The sequence below is a fragment of the Flavobacterium lacisediminis genome, assembly GCF_025909975.1.
Taxonomy (GTDB): Bacteria; Bacteroidota; Bacteroidia; order Flavobacteriales; family Flavobacteriaceae; genus Flavobacterium; species Flavobacterium lacisediminis.
In genome coordinates, this window is record NZ_JAPCIO010000002.1 from 61881 (window position 1) to 78697 (window position 16817).

20 protein-coding genes are annotated in these 16817 nt (G+C 29.7%); 16 read left to right on the top strand and 4 right to left on the bottom strand.

The window, feature by feature from the left end; genetic code table 11:
* Positions 1 to 51: 51 nt before the first annotated feature.
* The 12 genes from OJ995_RS02810 (at position 52) to OJ995_RS02865 (ending at position 7214) form a co-directional block, all read left to right on the top strand.
* Complete coding sequence (locus tag OJ995_RS02810) at positions 52 to 402, top strand: hypothetical protein (protein WP_264368062.1); 351 nt, start codon at positions 52 to 54, stop codon at positions 400 to 402.
* A gap of 86 nt (positions 403 to 488) precedes the next feature.
* The gene (locus OJ995_RS02815) at positions 489 to 824 is read left to right on the top strand and encodes a hypothetical protein (protein WP_264368063.1); all 336 of its coding nucleotides are present in this window, start codon (positions 489 to 491) and stop codon (positions 822 to 824) included.
* A gap of 56 nt (positions 825 to 880) precedes the next feature.
* On the top strand, positions 881 to 1204 hold the full coding sequence (locus OJ995_RS02820; RefSeq protein WP_264368064.1) for a DUF1493 family protein: 324 nt from the start codon (positions 881 to 883) through the stop codon (positions 1202 to 1204).
* 30 nt (positions 1205 to 1234) lie between these two features.
* Complete coding sequence (locus OJ995_RS02825; RefSeq protein ID WP_264368065.1) at positions 1235 to 1993, top strand: hypothetical protein; 759 nt, start codon at positions 1235 to 1237, stop codon at positions 1991 to 1993.
* Between the two features lie 146 nt (positions 1994 to 2139).
* Positions 2140 to 3042: a heme o synthase gene (gene cyoE, locus OJ995_RS02830; RefSeq protein ID WP_264368066.1), complete on the top strand. Its 903-nt coding sequence runs from the start codon at positions 2140 to 2142 to the stop codon at positions 3040 to 3042.
* Between the two features lie 2 nt (positions 3043 to 3044).
* Positions 3045 to 3632, top strand: a complete 588-nt coding sequence (locus OJ995_RS02835; RefSeq protein ID WP_133608397.1) for a cytochrome c oxidase subunit 3 — start codon at positions 3045 to 3047, stop codon at positions 3630 to 3632.
* A 45-nt stretch (positions 3633 to 3677) separates the two neighbouring features.
* Complete coding sequence (locus OJ995_RS02840; protein WP_264368067.1) at positions 3678 to 4658, top strand: cytochrome c oxidase subunit 3; 981 nt, start codon at positions 3678 to 3680, stop codon at positions 4656 to 4658.
* Between the two features lie 20 nt (positions 4659 to 4678).
* A complete protein-coding gene (locus tag OJ995_RS02845) occupies positions 4679 to 5029 on the top strand; it encodes a cytochrome C oxidase subunit IV family protein (RefSeq protein ID WP_133608393.1) in 351 nt (116 codons plus the stop codon).
* 77 nt (positions 5030 to 5106) lie between these two features.
* Complete coding sequence (locus tag OJ995_RS02850) at positions 5107 to 5808, top strand: hypothetical protein (protein WP_264368068.1); 702 nt, start codon at positions 5107 to 5109, stop codon at positions 5806 to 5808.
* A 3-nt stretch (positions 5809 to 5811) separates the two neighbouring features.
* Positions 5812 to 6441, top strand: a complete 630-nt coding sequence (locus OJ995_RS02855) for an SCO family protein (protein WP_264368436.1) — start codon at positions 5812 to 5814, stop codon at positions 6439 to 6441.
* A gap of 1 nt (position 6442) precedes the next feature.
* Complete coding sequence (locus tag OJ995_RS02860; protein WP_133608387.1) at positions 6443 to 6982, top strand: DUF420 domain-containing protein; 540 nt, start codon at positions 6443 to 6445, stop codon at positions 6980 to 6982.
* Entirely contained in the window at positions 6972 to 7214 is a 243-nt protein-coding gene (locus OJ995_RS02865; protein WP_264368069.1) for a hypothetical protein, read from the top strand. Before OJ995_RS02860 ends, OJ995_RS02865 begins: the two co-directional genes overlap by 11 nt.
* 34 nt (positions 7215 to 7248) lie before the next feature.
* Here OJ995_RS02865 and OJ995_RS02870 read toward each other — a convergent pair whose 3' ends face one another.
* A complete protein-coding gene (locus tag OJ995_RS02870) occupies positions 7249 to 8640 on the bottom strand; it encodes a DUF4403 family protein (protein WP_264368070.1) in 1392 nt (463 codons plus the stop codon).
* 105 nt (positions 8641 to 8745) lie between these two features.
* Between OJ995_RS02870 and OJ995_RS02875 the strand changes: the two genes are divergently transcribed.
* The 3 genes from OJ995_RS02875 to tsaB all read left to right on the top strand — a co-directional run bounded on the left by OJ995_RS02875 (position 8746) and on the right by tsaB (position 12167).
* Positions 8746 to 10065 carry a TolC family protein gene (locus OJ995_RS02875; RefSeq protein ID WP_264368437.1) on the top strand — a complete coding sequence of 440 codons (1320 nt, stop codon included), beginning with the start codon at positions 8746 to 8748 and terminating at the stop codon, positions 10063 to 10065.
* A 20-nt stretch (positions 10066 to 10085) separates the two neighbouring features.
* Positions 10086 to 11408 carry an efflux RND transporter periplasmic adaptor subunit gene (locus OJ995_RS02880; protein ID WP_264368071.1) on the top strand — a complete coding sequence of 441 codons (1323 nt, stop codon included), beginning with the start codon at positions 10086 to 10088 and terminating at the stop codon, positions 11406 to 11408.
* A 99-nt stretch (positions 11409 to 11507) separates the two neighbouring features.
* Positions 11508 to 12167 (top strand): tRNA (adenosine(37)-N6)-threonylcarbamoyltransferase complex dimerization subunit type 1 TsaB, encoded by a 660-nt coding sequence (gene tsaB, locus OJ995_RS02885; RefSeq protein WP_264368072.1) that lies wholly within the window; start codon positions 11508 to 11510, stop codon positions 12165 to 12167.
* Here the strand turns inward: tsaB and OJ995_RS02890 are convergent, their stop codons facing one another.
* Both OJ995_RS02890 and OJ995_RS02895 read right to left on the bottom strand, forming a co-directional pair.
* Positions 12168 to 12938, bottom strand: a complete 771-nt coding sequence (locus OJ995_RS02890) for a mechanosensitive ion channel family protein (protein ID WP_264368073.1) — start codon at positions 12936 to 12938, stop codon at positions 12168 to 12170.
* A 105-nt stretch (positions 12939 to 13043) separates the two neighbouring features.
* Complete coding sequence (locus OJ995_RS02895) at positions 13044 to 13244, bottom strand: dodecin family protein (protein ID WP_262316947.1); 201 nt, start codon at positions 13242 to 13244, stop codon at positions 13044 to 13046.
* A 134-nt stretch (positions 13245 to 13378) separates the two neighbouring features.
* Here OJ995_RS02895 and OJ995_RS02900 point away from each other — a divergent pair, with 134 nt between their 5' ends.
* Positions 13379 to 15631 carry an inorganic phosphate transporter gene (locus OJ995_RS02900; RefSeq protein WP_264368074.1) on the top strand — a complete coding sequence of 751 codons (2253 nt, stop codon included), beginning with the start codon at positions 13379 to 13381 and terminating at the stop codon, positions 15629 to 15631.
* Positions 15632 to 15677: 46 nt separating this feature from the next.
* On the opposite strand, the gene OJ995_RS02905 is transcribed toward OJ995_RS02900, so the two are convergent.
* On the bottom strand, positions 15678 to 16577 hold the full coding sequence (locus OJ995_RS02905; RefSeq protein WP_264368075.1) for a NifU family protein: 900 nt from the start codon (positions 16575 to 16577) through the stop codon (positions 15678 to 15680).
* Positions 16578 to 16817: the final 240 nt, after the last annotated feature.

The window sequence follows — 16817 nt, forward strand, 5'->3', positions numbered from 1 at the left end:
TTAAAATTAAATTACGAAGACAAGATTTTTTTATAAAATTAGTATAGTTTAATGAAGGTTTTTTTTAAAATTAATTCTATTTTACTTATAGTTATAAGTATAATTATAGCTTTTGGTTTGTTTTTGGAAATTAATACTATCTCTAAAAATTCAGTTGAATACATTCATGTTTATAGCATTTCTGAAAATGCTACAGAATGGAAATATCAGAGTATCGAAAATTTTAAAAAATGGAATTTACTACTTGGAATATTGGTTTTAGCTTATGCTGCTTTAAATGGTTTTGCTTTGTTAACAAAGAATCACATTGTTAAAAAGTTAGTTTTTGCAATAAATATATTTATGGTAATATTTTTACTTTTTAATTTCTTTGAATGGGCAACTTCAGGTTTTGATCATTAAGTAAAATAAATTTCATGAATTTTTATTATTATTTTTTATTTAGAATTTATTCGTCATTTAGGGATTTTTCAAAAGAAAATCACAAAATGGCACTTACTTCAACGGCTATTTTCAGTTGTGTTTTTTTATGTTTTGTTTTTTATGTGCTAATTTTATTTAATTATTATTGGACTGATAAGACTATCCCTAATATAGATAATATTTTTGTGCTTTTGATTTTTGGAGTTGCGATTTATATGATTAATTATTATTTAGTAGTTAAAAATGAAATTTTTTTAAAAAGATCATTTAAGAAAGATAAACTTGGAGGTTTTTTGGTTTTAATGATAATATTTTTAATTGGATTATTCTTTGTTATAGGGGCTAATAAGAATAGAGAAAAGCTAAATTCAAATAATGTAATAGAGAAATCTATAAATTAGTGGTCTTGCTCGGTGACTTTCGTAATCATCTTACAATCTCTTTTAAATAAGAAAAAATGGAACTAACATTAGATAATTTGATTTCGTTTATTAAAAATAAATCTTATGATGAAGATGAAATATTTCCTTCAAGTATAGTAAGAAATGATTTCAATGTTGAATTCGATGGAGATGAAGTTCTTTATTTATTTCAAGAATTAGGAGTAGAATTTAATGTTTCATTTGATACATTTAATTTTAAACAATATTTTTTAGAAGAAACGGAGCTTTGTACTCTAATTTCATTTGATACTTTGTTTAAAAAGAAAAAAGTAAGAGAAATCGAAAAAGAATTAACGATTCAAGACTTATTCAATTTTATGGAAAACAATAAAAAGTAATTTTTTTAGGTTCTAAAAACTTAGTTGTAAATGAAAAACGTATTAATAATCTATATTCTACTTACTTGTTTTGAATTTTCTTATTCTCAAAAATTAGAGGAAAAGATTATTATTAATAAAACGAGCATAAATAAATTGGCTAAAGAAGAATTTGAAAAGTGTTATGAATATTATAAAAATAATCCTGACACTCTTAATAATTCTCAAGAAACCATTTATACAGTTTCAAAAAAAGTAGATTTAGAATTATTGCCAATTCCTATTTTCAATACTAAAAAGAGTGATAATACTAAAAATTTCATAGAAAGTATAGATTTTGAGAATTACGATTCCCAAATTGTTTTTGTTTTAAACAAAGAAAAATATATTATCTCAGATTTTATTCCAATTACAGATTGCTATTTTCCTTTTTACATAAAAGAGAATTTGAGGGTAAGTGTTTTAGGAGCGATGAGAATGATTTTTTCGGTTTATGATTTTGATTTAAATAGTTTCTATTTTTTCACAGATACATGTTCTAATGGGATGTTTGAAATTGTAAACAATAAGGTTTATTATATTACACCTATAATTGATGATCAAACTTTTAAAGACGAAAATATTGATGCTGATTTAAAAGTAGTTAAAGATAAAAAAATAGTAAAGTTTGTAAAGATTGAATGTGATATATTTTCTGAAAAATTCATCAAATCTGAAGTTTTTAGATATTATTTTAGAAGTGAAGAAGAATTAAGAAAACAAATTACAAAACCTAAAAATGATATTAGATTAAATTTTCAATTTAAATAAGATTGATAATTTCTTATATTGAAAATTGTTTTTGATAAACAATTTTCAATATTTCCCACTTTTAACGAATTTTCTAAATTCTAAATTCTAAATTCTAATTTTCATATCGTATCTTTGCGCGCAATTTCACAGCGAAAAACACTAAAGTGGACACGAATACACAACCTCAAATAAAAAAATCTCTTTACAAAGACTTTGTAGAAATCACAAAGGCGCGGTTATCTATTAGTGTAGTGGTTTCTACCATTGCGGGTTATTTGTTAGGATTTAATGAGGAACAACCTTTTCAATGGCTAGTTTTAGTGCTATTAATTGTTGGGGGTTATTGCATGGTGGGCGCTTCCAATGTTTTCAATCAAATCATCGAAATTGAATTAGACGCCAAAATGGACCGAACTAAAAATCGTCCTTTACCTTCTGGTCGTGTTTCTAAACAAAATGCTTTTATTTTAGGTTGCGTTTTAACTATTTTAGGATTAGCTATTTTATACAATGTAAATCCTAAAACCGCTATGTTTGGCGCGATTTCGATTTTCATGTATGTGAGTTTGTACACGCCATTAAAAACGTTAACTCCGCTTTCTGTTTTTGTTGGAGCTTTTCCTGGAGCTATTCCTTTTATGTTAGGTTGGGTAGCGGCAACAGGTCACTTCGGAATTGAAGCAGGAACGTTGTTTATTATTCAATTCTTTTGGCAATTTCCTCATTTTTGGGCAATTGGTTGGTTTTTATATGACGATTACAAAAAAGCAGGTTTTTTCATGTTGCCAACAGGTAAAAAAGACAAAAAAACCGCTCTTCAAACGATACTATACACCATTTGGATGATTTTAGCTTCCATAATTCCAGCTTTCGGATTTACTGGTAACTTGATTTTATCGAAAACTGCAGCGGTAATCGTATTTTTATTAGGATTGTGGATGTTGTTTTATGCGGTACAATTACACAAACAAATGGATGCAAAAGCAGCAAGAAAATTAATGATAGTAAGTGTATCTTATATTTCTTTGTTGCAGATAATATATGTGATAGATAAATTTTTACGATAGTTATGGAAAATAGAATGACATTGGAAGAAGAACAAGCTCGCAAAGGCAAAACCTACAAATTGTTATTGTGGTTTGGAATGATTAGCATTTGTATGATTTTCGCAGGATTAACTAGTGCTTACGTTGTAAGTAAGTCAAGACCTGATTGGTTAAAAGATTTTGTATTGCCTTCTGCTTTTGTAATCAGTACAGTAGCTATGTTAGTAAGTAGTTTTACTTTTTATTTAGCATTACAAGCTACAAAAAAAGATAACAGAAGTATGGCTACAACCTTTTTATTGCTTACTTTAGCGCTTGGAATTGCGTTTATAGTATTACAATTTAAAGGATTTGGACAAGTAATCGAAAATGGCTATTTCTTTACAGGAAGTGAAAGTAATGTAACGACTTCATTCTTGTATATTGCTGTTTTGGTTCACATTGCTCACCTTTTGGGAGGTATTATTTCGCTTTTAGTAGTAATTTATAATCATTATAAACAAAAATACAATTCGGCTCAAACCCTTGGTATAGAGCTAAGTGCGATGTATTGGCACTTTATGGATTTTATTTGGGTTTATTTGTTTTTATTTTTCTATTTTTTCAAATAGAAAAAAAATAATAAATTTGGGAACTTTTTAACAATTAAAAAATTTATGGGAGCGACAGTTATTTCAGACGAACACGCTTTAGACGGAGGTCCAGGACCATTAGGAGCAACCTATGGTAAAATGATGATGTGGTTTTTCATCTTGTCAGATGCATTAACTTTTTCTGGGTTCTTAGCCGCGTACGGTTTTTCAAGATTTAAATTTATTGAAACTTGGCCTATCGCCGATGAAGTTTTTAACCACTTTCCATTTTTACATGGTGTAAATGCGCCAATGTATTATGTTGCGTTAATGACTTTTATCTTAATTTTCTCTTCAGTTACTATGGTTTTAGCTGTTGATGCTGGTCATCACATGAAAAAAACAAAAGTAGCATTCTACATGTTTTTAACTATTATTGGTGGTTTTATCTTCTTAGGTTCTCAAGCTTGGGAATGGAAGAACTTCATCAAAGGAGAATATGGTGCTGTTGAAACTAAAGGAGGTTCAATCTTACAATTTGTTCAAAAACAAGAAGACGGAACTTTTAAAAGAGTTGCTTTAGCTGAATTTGCTACAACTTTGCCAGAGTCTAGAGAGCAATTAGATAGAAATGATGGAGTTTGGTTCATGAATGAAGCTACTTTGCCTACATATTCAGTTAATGAAGTAGTAGAAGGTTTCAAAGCTGATGAGTCTATTTTAGTTCGTTCAGAATATTTAAATGCTGAAAAACACAAAACTGTTTTATCAAGAGAAGAATCTTTAAAAAGATTAGCGGAAGCTAAATATGTTGTTGAAGGTGCTAACTTAGTTAGAAACGAATACGGACATAAATTGTTTGCTAACTTTTTCTTCTTTATCACAGGTTTCCACGGATTCCACGTATTTACTGGAGTATTGATTAATATCATCATTTTCTTTAATGTGTTATTAGGTACTTACGAAAAGAGAAAAAGCTACGAAATGGTTGAAAAAGTTGGATTATACTGGCACTTTGTCGATTTAGTGTGGGTATTCGTATTTACTTTCTTCTATTTAGTATAATTATATAATAAAAGTATATCATGGCACACGCACACGAATCAAATACAAAGAGAATTTGGATAGTTTTTGGAATTCTATCTGTAATTACTATAGTAGAGGTTTTATTCGGAATCTATAAACCTAAATCATTATTTTTCACTAATTTTTTAGGAATGAATTTATTGAACTGGTTGTTCATCATCTTAACTATTGTAAAAGCATATTACATTACTTGGGCATTCATGCACATGGAAGGTGAAAAAAAATGGTTTAGAAGATCAATTGTTTGGACAGTTACGTTCTTAATCCTTTACTTATGCTTTATTTTGTTAGTAGAAGGAGATTACGTTTACGAAGTTTTCAAAACAGGTCACTTAAAGTGGATATTTTAACACTTGTTTCTAATATATAATCCCGATTTACATCGGGATTTTTTTTACTTTTGTATGAACAAAATTAGTTTCATCTAATGAAAAATAAATTAGTCCTCATATCTCTTTTTATATTGCCAATCGCCATTTATTTGGTGTTTTCTACGGCATCTCATAATTCTCTTTTTTTACCAACGATTTCTAAGAACAATCAAGAAATTCCTTCCGATTGGTCAAGTTTAGACGGAACAAAACAGGCAATGAAAGGAAAAATTACTGTTTTAGGTTTTGTAGGTACAGAAGTAATTACAAATCGAGGTAACTTTTTCAATCTGAATCAGAAGATTTATAATAAATACAAAGGGTTTAAAGATTTCCAAATGATTATGGTGGTTCCTTCAGGAAAGGAAAAAGAATGTCAACAAATCATAGATGAATTAGCTCCTATTACAGGAGATATGAGTGGTTGGAAGTTTGTTTTTTCAACTCCAGAAAAAATTCAGGAATTCTATGATAGTTACAAATTGAATGGTCAGTTAGATGATAACAAAGGAACACCAGCTGTTATTATTGTTGACAAAGAATTAAATCATCGCGGTAGGAATGGTAAAAATCGAAAAGGTGAAAATGAGTATAAAGAAAGTTATAACACCATTTCGGCAGCCGATTTACACAATGAAATGACAGATGATATTAAGATTATTTTACGTGAATATCGTTTAGCACTTAAAAAGAATAAGAACGAAAGAAAAGATGCTTTTAGAGATAACATCAAAGAAAACATTGAAAGACAAAAGTAATTACTGATGAAAAATAAATCATACATAGGTATTTCTTTTATTATATTGATTTTTGGAATTTGGGCTGTGCCTAAAATTATTGCAAAATTTCAAAAATCAGATTTAGTAGAAATTGGTCCTGTTCCAGCATTCAAATTAACGAATCAAGATGATAAATCTATTTCCGAAAAAGATTATTTAGGGAAAGTGTATGTAGTGGAATTTTTCTTTTCAACTTGTCCAACGATTTGTCCAAAAATGAATCAAAGCATGTTGCAATTGCAAGAAGAATTTTATGGGAATCCTAATTTCGGAATAGCTTCCATTACGATTGATCCGGCAAAAGATACGCCTCAAGTATTGAAAGAGCATGCTAATTTATTAGGGGTAAAACATTACAATTGGCATTTTTTAACCGGTGATAAAGAATACATCTACAGTTTAGCTAACAAAGGTTTTAACTTATATGCTGGCGAAAACAACAAAGTAGCTGGTGGATTTGAACATTCAGGTTTATTTGCTTTAGTAGATAAAGATGGAAAAATCAGATGCAGAAAAGATGCTCAAGGGAATCCAATTTTGTATTACGATGGGTTAGAGGCTTCTGGAGTTGAAGCTATAAAAGAAGATATCAAAAAATTATTAGATGAATAATATGGAAACGAATAAAGAAACAAAATATAACAAACTAATTGTTGTTTTATCTGTAGCAATTCCGGCAGTTGTGGCTTTGCTTTTTGGAGTTAATCTAAGAAAATTAGGTTATGATGTGCAACCATTATCATTTTTACCACCAATTTATGCAACTATCAACGGATTAACAGCTGTTGTTTTGGTGGCAGCAGTTATCGCCATCAAAAATGGGAACAGAAAATTACACGAAAATTTAATGAAAGTTGCCATCGCATGTTCGGTTGCTTTTTTAGGTATGTATGTGGCATATCACATGACTTCTGATTCTACAAAATTTGGTGGAGAAGGAGCGATTAAATATGTCTACTATTTTATATTGATTACTCATATTTTATTATCAATTATTATTATTCCATTGGTTTTAACTACGTATGTAAAAGCTTGGTCACAACGATTTGATAAACACAAAAAGATTGCAAAAATTACATTCCCAATTTGGTTATATGTTGCCGTTACAGGAGTTGTGGTGTATTTAATGATTTCTCCGTATTATGCAAACTAAATTCAAAAGTTTAAAAATAGTAGTTTTTACTATATCCTTTTCTCTTTTTTCTAATATCTCAAGTGCCCAATGTGCCATGTGTCGAGCAGCTCTTGAAAGTGAAGAAGGCGGAGTAAAAGCTGAGGCTGTTAACGACGGAATTGTATATTTAATGGCAATTCCATACATATTAGTTGGTATTTTAGGTTACGCCATTTACCGATTAAAATATGGTAAAAAGAAAGAAGTTTAAATAAAAAAAGGCGTTTCAATTGAAACGCCTTTTTTTATTCCATTCCGTCAATACTTATACTCATTTTTCCTGAAGTGGTGATGAATGCAATGATAGCTTTATCAGTTAATTCCACCTTTTCAAATTCAAAATCGTTTAAAGTTCCGTTTACAAAAACACCTTTCATTGGTGAATAATTTGATAAATATGGATTCATGCTTTTCTTGCCTTCTTCTAAATTTCCTTTTATCGAGTAGCGGCAGTTTTCTTGAATTTTTCTTAAAATGGTTCCTTGTAAAAGCCAATTTGCCGATTTGGTTAAAATCCCTTTTGTATTTAACACATAATCCATTTGGTCAAAGTAAATCTCTTTCGAAATAGGATTGTAATTCGGAATTCCCGACAAATAAATAGTACCATTAATGCTTCCTAAAACATCTAAAGCAATAATCATTTTACCGTCTTTTTGCCATAAATCTACTTTTTGAACCACAATTTTTCTACTTCCTGATGCAAATTCTTGACCTTGGAAATTTTTGGTTACAATTTTACTTGCACTTTCATATGTAGACACTGCTACAATAGAAGCTGTTGTGTTTTCAGGAATTGTGGTTACAGGTTTTAGTATAATTTTTGTTGCATCAAAGCTATTTTTAGGTTCTTGACCCACCATGGTTTGCATGTTGCATTTTAAACCCATGTTTAGCATAATCTTAGTTTTGGTAAGTTTGGCTTCTGTAACATATAATTCCAGAGGAACCATTTTAAACCAAGTTTCATATTGTTCGCTGGTTAAAAAAGGAGTGCTTAATTTTTCTAAAACTGCTAACACTTGAGGTTTGAAATCGCAAGTTTTATCAATAGCTTCGTCAATTTTTTTAGATATTTTAGATTTGAATAAGCTGAGTGTTGGATTGATAATGTAAGTTATTGGGATGTTTTTTCCAGCAACTAAAATAGTTGGACTTTCACTCCATTCAAAATCTTCTATTTTGGAAATAGTGGTTAATTTCCAATTCGATAAGTGGGTTTTGCTATCTAAAGTTATAGTGCCATTTAGATTGACTTCACGAGTGTCGTTCAATCCCATAAAATCAGTTCCATATTTGAATTTTGCCCAAATTTTCAAAGGAATAATAGATATGATATTGCCGTTTTTTTCGCTTAGTTTTATTGGTGCTGTTTTCCAAATTTTCATCTCGGTTTTGTCGTCGCTTAAGATAGAATCATTGTAGATTAATCCAGTTACATTTTTATTCAATTGTTGCTCTAATTCTTTAAGAGTAATTTCAACTGGCATTGATATAAAAGAAACTTTGTTTTTAAAAACAACTGAATTATTGTTTGATGGTAAAGGTTTTAAGGCTTCAATTTTTTTTGTGGTGCCACATGAAACAGTCAAGGCTATTGTAAAAAGTAAAGCAAAAACTACAAGAAAGGTTTTCATAGCAAATCTAATTTTCGGTGTAAAAGTAAAATTTTAATCGATATGCTGTAACAAAATAATAAAAAAGAGGTCTTATAAGAAATGAGAATTAAAGCGCATAAAATGATAACAAAAAAAATAGTTCTTTTTCTATTGTTAGTTGGTTTTCAACTTTCGGCTCAGAATAAGAAATGGACTTTAGAAGAGTGTGTGGATTATGCCATTCAAAACAATATTTCTATAAAGCAGTCAGAGTTAGATTTGAAAACTTCAGACATTGAAAAACTAGAAGCTATAGGTGGTTTTTTACCAACTTTGAATGCTAATGCAAATTATAGTATCAATACAGGAGCAAGTATTAATCCAGTTACTAACCAATTTCAAAACGAAACATTTAAATCGTTTTCAGCTGGTGCAAATTCGAATATTACTTTGTTTAACGGATTAGCAAATTGGAAAACGTTACAAAGATCCAAATTAAATAAAATTGCAAATTCTTATCGATTAGATAAGATGAAAGACGATATTGCGCTTTCGGTAGCTAATTCATACTTGCAAATTTTGTTCAATAAAGAACAATTGAAAGTCCAAAAAAATCAAAATTTAGTTACTAAAGAAAATATTAAAAGAACTCAAGAGTTAATAGAAGCAGGTTCTCTTCCGGCAGGGGATATTTATGAATTACAAGCTACTGATGCTACTCAGCAACAACAAATTATTAGTACTGAAAATGCACTTCTAATTTCTAAAATTGCATTGTGTCAAACTTTATTATTGGAAGATTATGCCACATTTGATATTTCTGACGAAGTAATTGATTTGCCAATGTCTAATGTGCTAAATGAAACACAAGAGTCTATTTTGGCTAAAGCAAAAGAATCGGTTAAAGATGTAAAAATTGCTTTGTCAAATGTTGATATTGCTAAAAAAGATGTATCTATTTCACGCTCGTCTTACTTGCCAACATTAACTGGTTTTGTTGGGTATAATACTCGTTGGTCTGAAAGTACTCCATTTAATTTTGCAGATCAGTTATCATTGTTTGATGGTACAGCAGTTGGATTACAGTTAAATGTTCCAATTTTAAATGGATTTGCTACAAGAGGAAGAGTTCAACGTGCAAAAATCAATCAAGAACGTACGGAGTTTCAGTTAAAACAAGCAGAACTAGATTTAGAGCGTAATGTATACCAAGCATATAACGATGTATTAAATGCTAAAAAATCTTTCGAAGCAGCTCAAAAAACTTTAGAAGCTAGAAAACAATCTTTCAATTTTTCTAAAGAACGTTTTGAAGTAGGTTTGATGAATTCATTTGATTTTTCTCAAGCATCTTTTGCATATGAAAATGCACAATCAGAAGTTTTGAGAACTAAATACGATTACATTTTTAGAACAAAAATTTTAGAATTCTATTTTGGAATTCCATTAATCAAAAAACAATAATAAAATTTAAATACCTAGTCATGTCAAAGAAAACCATATTCATTTTATTAGGGAGCACAATCGGATTAATCTTATTGTTAATTGGGCTTAAAAAAGGTGGAGTTATCGGAAATAATGAGGATTCAAAAATTGTTGAATTATCAAAAGTTGCTCAAACAACAATTGTAGAAACGGTTTCTGCTACTGGAAAAATTCAACCTGAAATTGAGGTGAAAATATCTTCAGAAGTATCAGGTGAAATTATTGCATTGCCTATTAAAGAAGGACAACAAGTTAAAAAAGGAGATTTATTAGTAAGAATTAATCCTGATTTATATGAATCTGGAGTAAACCGCTCAGTAGCTTCTATGTCAACTACAAAAGCTGGGTTAAGTCAAGCTGATGCTCAGGTTAAAGAAGCAAAAGCCAATTACGACCGAAATAAAAAATTGTTCGATAAAGGAATTATTTCAAAATCAGAATGGGATAGAATTGTATCGGCTTATGAAGTAGCTGTTGCTAATAAGCAATCGGCTTATTACCAAGTACAAAGTGCTTCAGCAACGGTTACTGAAGCAAAAGATAACTTGGGTAGAACAACGATTTACGCACCAGCAGACGGAACTGTTTCGTTGTTGAATGTTGAGTTAGGAGAAAGAGTTTTAGGAACGCAACAAATGGCAGGAACTGAAATTCTTAGAATTGCTAACTTAAATAATATGGAAGTAGAAGTTGATGTAAACGAAAATGATATTGTAAAAGTTAGCATTGGAGATTCAGCTAATATTGAAGTAGATGCGTATTTAAAAAGAGAGTTTAAAGGAATTGTTACAAGTATTTCTAATTCAGCAAGTACGGCTTTAACAGCTGATCAGGTTACAAATTTTAAAGTAAAAGTTAGAATTTTAAAAGAATCGTACCAAGATTTATTAGAAGGAAAGCCAGAGAATTTCTCTCCATTTAGACCAGGTATGACAGCTACGGTTGATATTATCACGAAACGTAAAGAAAATATTGTTGCGGTTCCAATTAGTGCTGTTGTGGTAAAAGATGATACAACTTCTGTAAAAAAAGATGTAGTAGCTGAGTTAGAAAAGAAAGAGCAAGAGCAAAAAGGAACAGCTCCTAAAAGCGATAAAAAATATGAATGTGTTTTTGTAAAAGTTGGAGATAAAGCAAAATTACGAGTAGTAAAAACTGGAATTCAAGATGATAGTAATATCGAAATCATTTCAGGTTTAAAGCCAGGAGAAGAGATTATTGTTGGGCCTTATACAACGGTTTCTAAAGATTTAGTTTCTAATGATAAAGTTCGAGTGGAAACAGAAAAAGATAAAAAAGACAAAAAAGATAGTAAAGAATAGATTTCTTATTAGTTAATTTGAGTAAATAAGGCGTGGGAAACTGCGCCTTATTTTTTTTACACGTTTATCTTCTTAACTTTGCATTTCAAAAACCGGATTATGTCAATTATTCTAAATATTGAAACCGCAACAAAAAATTGCTCAGTAGCTTTAGCAAAGGATGGAATAACAATAGCCTGTAAAGAAATTGCAGAGCAAAATTTTTCTCATGCAGAAAAGTTACATGTTTTTATTGAAGAATTGCTTTCGGAAAGCAATTTAAAATTTTCTGATTTGTCTGCAATTGCGGTAAGTCAAGGGCCTGGTTCTTATACAGGTTTACGAATTGGTGTTTCTTCTGCAAAAGGATTATGCTATGCATTGAATATTCCGATGATTGCTATTGATACATTGCAACTTTTAGCAAAACAAATTCAAATTGAAGACGGTATTATCATTCCAATGATTGATGCTCGTAGAATGGAAGTTTTTACTGCTTTCTACGATAAAAACCACAATCAAATTAGAAACACTCAAGCCGAAATTATTGATGAAACTTCTTATCAAGAAATTACAGAAACAATTCATTTAGTAGGCGATGGCACTGAAAAATTCAAAAACACTTTAACTGATGTTAAATTTGTTTTTCATTCGGATGTAGTTTTTCCTTCGGCTAACGAAATGAGTCATTTGTCGTTTGATAAATATCAAAAATGCGACTTTGTTGATGTCGCTTATTTTGAACCTTATTATTTGAAAGATTTCGTTTTGAGTAAATAGTTAAAGCGATATTTCACTTTTACTAAATTCTAAAATATCAGAAGTTACCTTTGGGTAATCGTTATTATTTGTCCAAACTTTCACTGTAAAAACAATTGTGGTTTCAGACAAATCAGTGATTAAAATTTCTGGTTTTGGATCTAGCAAAACTAAGTCGTGAGAAGAAGTAAAATTTAAAATACTAGTTTTAATTTTAGAAAAATTAGAATCATAGTTTGTTTTTAAAACTAAATCGGCTCTTCTAATTCCTAATTGCGAATAATTTTTGATTTTTCCGTTGGATAAAATTCCGTTTGGAATATAAATTACTTGATTAGTTGCGGTGATTAATCTTGTGGAAAAAATCAAAATTTCATCTACTTTTCCTGTTTCTCCATGTGCTTCAATAGTATCTCCTAATCTAAAAGGCTTGAAAAGAATAATTAAAATTCCACCAGCAAAATTAGAAAGCGAACCTTGTAGTGATAAACCAATCGCTAAACCTGCAGCGCCCAAAATGGTTACAAATGCTGATGTTTCAATACCTAATTTTGAAATTACAGTTACAAAAAGTAAAACACGTAATGTCCAAAAAATCAAGTTTCCTATAAAATTAGAAAGTGTTAATTCTACATTGCGTTTTATCATTACTTTTTTAGCTGTCTTGGTGATAAAACTTGTTGCCCACAATCCAAATACAAGAATAATAATGGCTACTACAAATTTGGGAGAATATTCTAAGATTAATTTCTTTATGGTTTCGATGTAATTTTGGATTTCTGTTGGGTTCATGCTTAATTTTTTTGCAAAGATATTCTGAGATTCTTTTACGATTTATAAAAAGTATAAAAAAAGCGTACTTTTTTAGAACGCTTACTTTAAAATATTTTTTTAAATTTATTCAATTTCAAAAGTTAGTTTTAGATTTACTCTAAATTCGGTTACTTCGTTGTCTTTTACCGAAGCACTTTGATCTTGTACATAAACAGAACGAATGTTCTTTAATGATTTTGCTGCTTGAGCCACTGCTTTTCTTGTTGCGTCTTCCCAACTTACTGTTGAGCTAGACAGAACTTCAATTACTTTTAATACTGCCATAAGAATAGATTTAATTTTAAATTAAAGTTAAGGATTTTTTTCTAAGAACACTTTTTTGTTAAAATTGATAACATTAAATTAACGTTAGATTAAAAATCTTGGAGGACTTTTGCACCAAATTAATTCATAAAAAAATGGAGCAGATTTATATTATTATGTTAATTGCATTAGCTATCCTTGCGGTTACCGATTTAATGGTAGGAGTAAGTAATGATGCGGTTAATTTCTTAAATTCAGCAATTGGTTCAAAAGCAGTTTCGTTTAAGACAATTATGATTGTTGCGAGTTTAGGTGTTGCAGTTGGAGCACTTTATTCAAACGGGATGATGGAAATTGCCAGAAATGGTATTTTTACACCTAGTATGTTTAGCTTTAATGATGTAATTATCATCTTTTTAGCGGTAATGATTACCGATGTATTGTTACTTGATGTCTTTAATACTCTAGGATTACCTACTTCAACAACGGTTTCTGTGATTTTCTCTTTATTAGGAGCTTCTGTAGCATTAGCTGTTTATAAAGTATATGTAAGTAATGATAGTTTTAGTACTTTAGGGAAATATATCAACACTGAGAAAGCTTCAGAAATTGTTTATAGTATTTTGCTTTCTGTGGCATTGTCTTTTGCTTTAGGTTCGTTAGTACAATATGTGTCAAGGTTAATTTTTACGTTCCATATCGAAAAAAGATATAAATATGTTGCGGCACTTTTTGGAGGAGTTGCTATGACAGCTATTACTTTTTTCATTTTGGTAAAAGGATTAAAATCAATAACATTTGTGCCTTCTGAAGTAAAAGATTTTATTAAAGAAAGTCCATTTACAATTATTGCTTATTCATTAATTTTATGGACAATTGTTTGTCAATTATTAATAAGTGTTTTTAAATACAGTGTTTTTAAATTTATCATCATAGTTGGTACTTTTGGATTAGCACTTGCTTTTGCAGGAAATGATTTGGTTAACTTTATTGGTGTTCCAATTGCTGCTTATCAAGCTTTTGAAATTTGGGCTGCACCTGGACAAACTGTTGGAGCAACTGAATTTATGATGTCTGGTTTAGAAAAGGAAAATTTACCAGCGCCTTTCATCTTTTTAGCTTTAGCTGGATTAGTAATGGTTTACACATTATGGACATCTAAAAAAGCAAAATCTGTAATTGAAACAGAACAGAACTTATCAAGACAAGGAGAAGGAAACGAAAAATACAACGCGAATAATTTATCAAGAAATTTAGTTCGTGCTATGATGTATTTAGGTAACATTATTAGTTTTATTTTGCCAAAATCGTTACAAAGAAAATTAGATGCGCAGTTTGTTCAGCCAGAATATACTGGAAAAAGAGATGAGCAACCTATGTTTGACATGGTACGTGCTTCTGTTAACTTAATTGTAGCTTCGATTCTGATTTCTATCGGAACTTCTATGAAATTACCATTATCTACTACTTATGTAACTTTTATGGTGGCAATGGGTTCGTCTTTTGCTGATAGAGCTTGGGATAGAGAAAGTGCTGTATATCGTGTGGCTGGAGTATTTAATGTAATTGGAGGTTGGTTTGTAACCGCTTTAGCGGCTTTCTTATCGTCTGCTATCATTGCCTACATCTTATTTGTTGGGGAAGTATTTGCCTTCTTTGCTTTTATGATTATTGTAGCAATTTTCTTCTACAGAAGTAACCAAATTCACAAAAAGAAAGTTAAAGAAGAAGAAGAAATTAAAAGCTTAAGAAAAGAAGATATTGTAACGTTAAAAGAAATGATTACAGAAAGTTCTTCTCAAATTTCTAAGGTTTTAAGAAAAACAAGTGCATTATATTCGAATGTGGTTGATAATTTAGGTTTACAAGATTTAGCTAAACTTAAAGAAAACAAAAAATCACTAAAAAAACTTGAAAAAGAAATTGATGAGTTAAAAAGTAATGTTTTCTATTTTATTAAGAATTTAGATGAAAATTCTGTTGAAGCAAGTAAATTTTATATCTTAATTTTAGGTTATTTACAAGACATGGTGCAGTCGATTGATTACATAACATCAAGCAGTCATTCACATGTAAATAACAATCACAAGAAATTAAAATTCAATCAAATTCGTGATCTTAAAATAGTTGATGCGCAATTGCAAGAATTGTTCAGCCGTTTAGAAGAAAGTTTTAAAACAGAAGATTTCTCTAAATTAGATGAAATTTTAAGAGATAAAAAAGTGTTCTTAGATACGGTATCTGAATTAATCACGAAACAGATTACAAGAATTAGAACAACTGAAACAAGTCCAAAAAACAGTAAGTTGTATTTCTCATTACTTCTTGAAACAAATGATTTAATTAAATCTATTATGAATTTATTAGAATTGTTTAAAGAATTTAATCAGCAAAACAATAAGAAATAAAAAAAAGAGCCGTAAGGCTCTTTTTTGTTTTTATAAACTTTAGAAATTATCCGTTAATAGCTTCTACTTTAATAGCTTCGTCTTTTAACATATCTTTCAACATGTTTTCAATTCCGTTTTTCAAAGTAAAGGTAGACGATGGGCAACCACTACAAGCACCTTGCAAAACTACCTTAACTCTTTTTTCTATTGGGTCAAAAGATTCAAACATAATGTTTCCGCCATCACTTTGAACAGCAGGCTTTACATATTCTTCAATAATGTTGATGATTTGCTGTGAAGTTACGTCAAGTGTGTCGAAATAAGCTTCTTGTTGTTTTTGGTGGATTTCTGTTTTTACGATGGCAGTTTCGTCAATTACAGTATTTCCGTTTTCGATGTATTCTTTAATGAAAGTTCTTAACTCTAAAGTGATTTCATCCCATTCTGTCACAGCAAATTTGGTAACTGAAATGTAATTTTCGTCAATAAAAATTTCTTTCACAAAAGGAAACTTAAATAATTCTTTCGCTAAAGGTGAAGCACTTGTTTCATCAATGTTTTTACATTCTAAAGCCGTTTTAGTTAAAAGTTTATTGCAAACAAATTTTAAAACTGATGGGTTAGGGGTGGTTTCAGCATAAACGGTGATAGGCTGTTTTTTAGATTTGTTTTCATCAACTTGTATGATAATGCCACCATTTGAAATAAACTCATTTATTTGATTAGCCACATCTTCTTGAACATCTTCCCATTCTACAATTGAAAATTTTTCAATAGCGATGAAGTTTCCAGAAATATAAACTGTTTTTACAAAAGGAAGGAAAAATAATTGTTTGGCTAAAGGTGAATTTTGCGTTTCGTCAATGTTTTTGAATTCAAAATTCTCTGTTCTTACGATTATTTCATCCAATTCAAATTTTACAATGGCTGGATTTTGAGTTATTTTAGTTGCGATTACTTGCATGATAATTAATTTTTTGCAAAGATACAAAGTTCAAAAGATTTGTGGTTTGTTTTGGATATAGACTTTTTTATTTAACTTTTTATTAGATTTTGATGAACTTAAAAGTTAGAAAAGCTCTTTTTGTATTCTAATCATTAAAAAAATGTAAATTTAACTTAAGAATATTTTAAGCGAATTGTAAAAGAAACCTAAAAATTTATATCTTTGGCAAGTTCGTAGTAAAAAACCACATTTTTAGTT

Coding starts and splice junctions, on each gene's coding strand:
- OJ995_RS02905 (WP_264368075.1), bottom strand. CDS start 16,577: ATGCAAGTAATCGCAACTAAAATAACTCAAAATCCAGCCATTGTAAAA.
- OJ995_RS02900 (WP_264368074.1), top strand. CDS start 13,379: ATGGAGCAGATTTATATTATTATGTTAATTGCATTAGCTATCCTTGCG.
- tsaB (WP_264368072.1), top strand. CDS start 11,508: ATGTCAATTATTCTAAATATTGAAACCGCAACAAAAAATTGCTCAGTA.
- OJ995_RS02890 (WP_264368073.1), bottom strand. CDS start 12,938: ATGAACCCAACAGAAATCCAAAATTACATCGAAACCATAAAGAAATTA.
- OJ995_RS02820 (WP_264368064.1), top strand. CDS start 881: ATGGAACTAACATTAGATAATTTGATTTCGTTTATTAAAAATAAATCT.
- OJ995_RS02865 (WP_264368069.1), top strand. CDS start 6,972: ATGCAAACTAAATTCAAAAGTTTAAAAATAGTAGTTTTTACTATATCC.
- OJ995_RS02835 (WP_133608397.1), top strand. CDS start 3,045: ATGGAAAATAGAATGACATTGGAAGAAGAACAAGCTCGCAAAGGCAAA.
- OJ995_RS02815 (WP_264368063.1), top strand. CDS start 489: ATGGCACTTACTTCAACGGCTATTTTCAGTTGTGTTTTTTTATGTTTT.
- OJ995_RS02860 (WP_133608387.1), top strand. CDS start 6,443: ATGGAAACGAATAAAGAAACAAAATATAACAAACTAATTGTTGTTTTA.
- OJ995_RS02825 (WP_264368065.1), top strand. CDS start 1,235: ATGAAAAACGTATTAATAATCTATATTCTACTTACTTGTTTTGAATTT.
- OJ995_RS02810 (WP_264368062.1), top strand. CDS start 52: ATGAAGGTTTTTTTTAAAATTAATTCTATTTTACTTATAGTTATAAGT.
- OJ995_RS02880 (WP_264368071.1), top strand. CDS start 10,086: ATGTCAAAGAAAACCATATTCATTTTATTAGGGAGCACAATCGGATTA.
- OJ995_RS02850 (WP_264368068.1), top strand. CDS start 5,107: ATGAAAAATAAATTAGTCCTCATATCTCTTTTTATATTGCCAATCGCC.
- OJ995_RS02895 (WP_262316947.1), bottom strand. CDS start 13,244: ATGGCAGTATTAAAAGTAATTGAAGTTCTGTCTAGCTCAACAGTAAGT.
- OJ995_RS02840 (WP_264368067.1), top strand. CDS start 3,678: ATGGGAGCGACAGTTATTTCAGACGAACACGCTTTAGACGGAGGTCCA.
- OJ995_RS02870 (WP_264368070.1), bottom strand. CDS start 8,640: ATGAAAACCTTTCTTGTAGTTTTTGCTTTACTTTTTACAATAGCCTTG.
- OJ995_RS02845 (WP_133608393.1), top strand. CDS start 4,679: ATGGCACACGCACACGAATCAAATACAAAGAGAATTTGGATAGTTTTT.